This is a genomic window from Burkholderia sp. Bp8998, assembly GCF_003854235.1.
Lineage (GTDB): Bacteria > Pseudomonadota > Gammaproteobacteria > Burkholderiales > Burkholderiaceae > Burkholderia.
Map to the genome: position 1 here is coordinate 1 of NZ_QTQF01000106.1, position 2444 is coordinate 2444.

Consider the following 2444-nt stretch of genomic DNA (forward strand, 5'->3'; position numbering starts at 1 on the left):
AAAAAAGATCTTGATTATCTATCTATGAGTAGATAAAGTTCGATCCATGGAAACGAAATCGACCGTCCGCGAACAGATTCTCGACCACGCGATCACGCTGATGATGCTGCGCGGCTACAACGGCTTCAGCTATCGAGACCTGTCCGATCTGGTAGGCGTGAAGACGTCGAGCATCCACTACTACTTCCCGTCGAAAGACGATCTCGTGCTGGAAGCGGTGGCGGCGTATAGCGACGAAGTGCTTGCGGCGATGCGCGCGATCGATCCGGCATTGCCGGCCGACGTCAAGCTCAGCCTCTACACGAAGCTGTTCGGCAGAACGCTCGGCGATGGTAACCAGATCTGTCTGTGCGGCATGCTCGCGGCGGACATCGAATCGTTGCCGGAGAGCGTGCGGCAGGCGGTTCAGGCCTTCTTCAAGGCCAACGAGAACTGGCTCGCCGAGTTGCTGGCGCAGGGCGCGAAGGAACGCACGCTGCAGTTCAGCGGCAAGCCGGAAACGGCGGCGCGCACGCTGTACGCGGCGTTTCAGGGCAGCGTGCTGGCCAGCCGGCTGTTTCATGCGCGGGCGCGTCTCGAGGATGTCGAGGTCGTCTGGAAAGCCCGGTCCTGACGGACGGGGCGGGCAGTCAGGCGGTTCGCCGCCTGTTGTCGGGGTTTGTTATCTATCTTGTGGTAGATAGATGATCGGGCGGATGAATTCGATGATCCGCATTTTTTGGGGATATATGTCTATCTATGAGTAGATAAACAAGCGCGATGCCGGCGGCCGAGCCGTCGGCGCGCGATCCCGGGTTGGAAGGCTGTTTCACTCACTCATCATTGAAAAGGAGTCTGTCATGTCGATCGAAAAAGTTCTGTACCGCGCTCATGCAAAAGCCACCGGCGGCCGTGACGGCCGTGCCACGGTGCCCGAAAGCGGTCTCGACCTGAAGTTGACCACGCCGCGCGAACTCGGCGGCGCGGGCGGCGCCGGCGCGAACCCCGAACAACTTTTCGCGGCCGGCTACAGCGCGTGCTTCATCGGTGCGATGAAGTTCGTCGCGGCCCGCGACAAGATCGCGATCCCCGCGGATGCCGCGATCGAAGGCAGCGTCGGCATCGGCGCGATCCCGAACGGCTTCGGCATCGAAGTCGAACTGAAGATCTCGCTGCCGGGCCTCGACCGTGAAACCGCGCAAACGCTGATCGATCGCGCGCACATCGTCTGCCCGTACTCGAACGCGACGCGCGGCAACATCGACGTCACGCTGACGCTCGTCTGATCGCACGTACTGCGAACGAATCCATCGCCATTCATTGCATTCACCGGTTGAACCAAGGAGTCTCATCATGAAGATCGTCAAGCCGCTGCTGATCGCCGCGGCCGTTGCGGCCGCGGTGTTCACCGCCCCCGCCGCCTTTGCCGCCGGCACCGACGGCGTCCGCCCCGATACGGCGACCAGCGGGTTCCTCGCCGTGCTGAACGGCCAGAAGGGGCCGGGCCTCGAAACGCTGAGTCCCGCGAAGGCGCGTCAGGTGCTGGTCGATGCCCAGCGCGGCGCGAAGGTCGACCTGTCCGGCATCGACGTATCGAACCGCACGATCGAGCAGGACGGCCTGTCGGTGCCGATCACGATCGTGCGCCCGCAGGGCGCGGCGGGCACGCCGCCGGTGTTCATGTTTTTCCACGGGGGCGGCTGGATTCTCGGCGACTTCCCGACGCATGAGCGCCTGGTGCGCGATCTGGTGGTGCAATCGGGCGCCGTCGCGGTGTTCGTGAACTACACGCCGTCGCCGGAAGCGCATTACCCGGTCGCGATCAACCAGGCGTATGCGGCGACGAAGTGGGTCGCCGCGCACGGCGCGGAAATCGGTGTCGACGGCGGCCGCCTCGCGGTGGTCGGCAATAGCGTCGGCGGGAACATGGCGGCTGTCGTGGCGCTGATGGCGAAGGACAAGGGCGGCCCGGCGATCCGCTTCCAGGGCCTGTTGTGGCCCGTGACGGACCACGACTTCAATACCGGTTCGTACAACGCGTATCGGCAGGGGCACTTCCTGACCCGGCCGATGATGAAGTGGTTCTGGGACGCCTATACGAAGAACGAAGCGCAACGCAACGAGATCTACGCGTCGCCGCTGCGTGCGAGCACCACGCAGTTGAAGGGATTGCCGCCCGCGCTGATCCAGGTCGCGCAGTTCGACGTGCTGCGCGACGAAGGCGAAGCGTACGGCCGCAAGCTCGACGCAGCCGGCGTCGATGCGACGACCACGCGATATGACGGCACGATTCACGATTTCGGTTTGCTGAACGCGCTGGCCGAGGATGCGCCGACCAAGGCGGCGATGAAGGCGATGGCCAACGAAATCGCGACGCGGCTGAAGTAGGGCTGCGGGCGGCATTCGAACGGGTTCGAATGCGAACGGCGAAGCGGCGGGCTTGGGTCCGCCGCTTGCGCATGGGG

3 protein-coding genes are annotated in these 2444 nt (G+C 63.9%); all 3 read left to right on the forward strand.

What is annotated here, in order from left to right:
* The first annotated feature begins 46 nt into the window (after window positions 1-46).
* The 3 genes from DIE06_RS37510 (at window position 47) to DIE06_RS37520 (ending at window position 2367) form a co-directional block, all read left to right on the forward strand.
* Complete coding sequence (locus DIE06_RS37510) at window positions 47-613, forward strand: TetR/AcrR family transcriptional regulator (RefSeq protein WP_124665711.1); 567 nt, start codon at window positions 47-49, stop codon at window positions 611-613.
* Between the two features lie 226 nt (window positions 614-839).
* Complete coding sequence (locus tag DIE06_RS37515) at window positions 840-1265, forward strand: organic hydroperoxide resistance protein (protein WP_011880657.1); 426 nt, start codon at window positions 840-842, stop codon at window positions 1263-1265.
* 67 nt (window positions 1266-1332) lie between these two features.
* Window positions 1333-2367: an alpha/beta hydrolase gene (locus DIE06_RS37520; RefSeq protein WP_124665712.1), complete on the forward strand. Its 1035-nt coding sequence runs from the start codon at window positions 1333-1335 to the stop codon at window positions 2365-2367.
* Window positions 2368-2444 lie beyond the last annotated feature (77 nt).

Coding starts and splice junctions, on each gene's coding strand:
- DIE06_RS37520 (WP_124665712.1), top strand. CDS start 1,333: ATGAAGATCGTCAAGCCGCTGCTGATCGCCGCGGCCGTTGCGGCCGCG.
- DIE06_RS37510 (WP_124665711.1), top strand. CDS start 47: ATGGAAACGAAATCGACCGTCCGCGAACAGATTCTCGACCACGCGATC.
- DIE06_RS37515 (WP_011880657.1), top strand. CDS start 840: ATGTCGATCGAAAAAGTTCTGTACCGCGCTCATGCAAAAGCCACCGGC.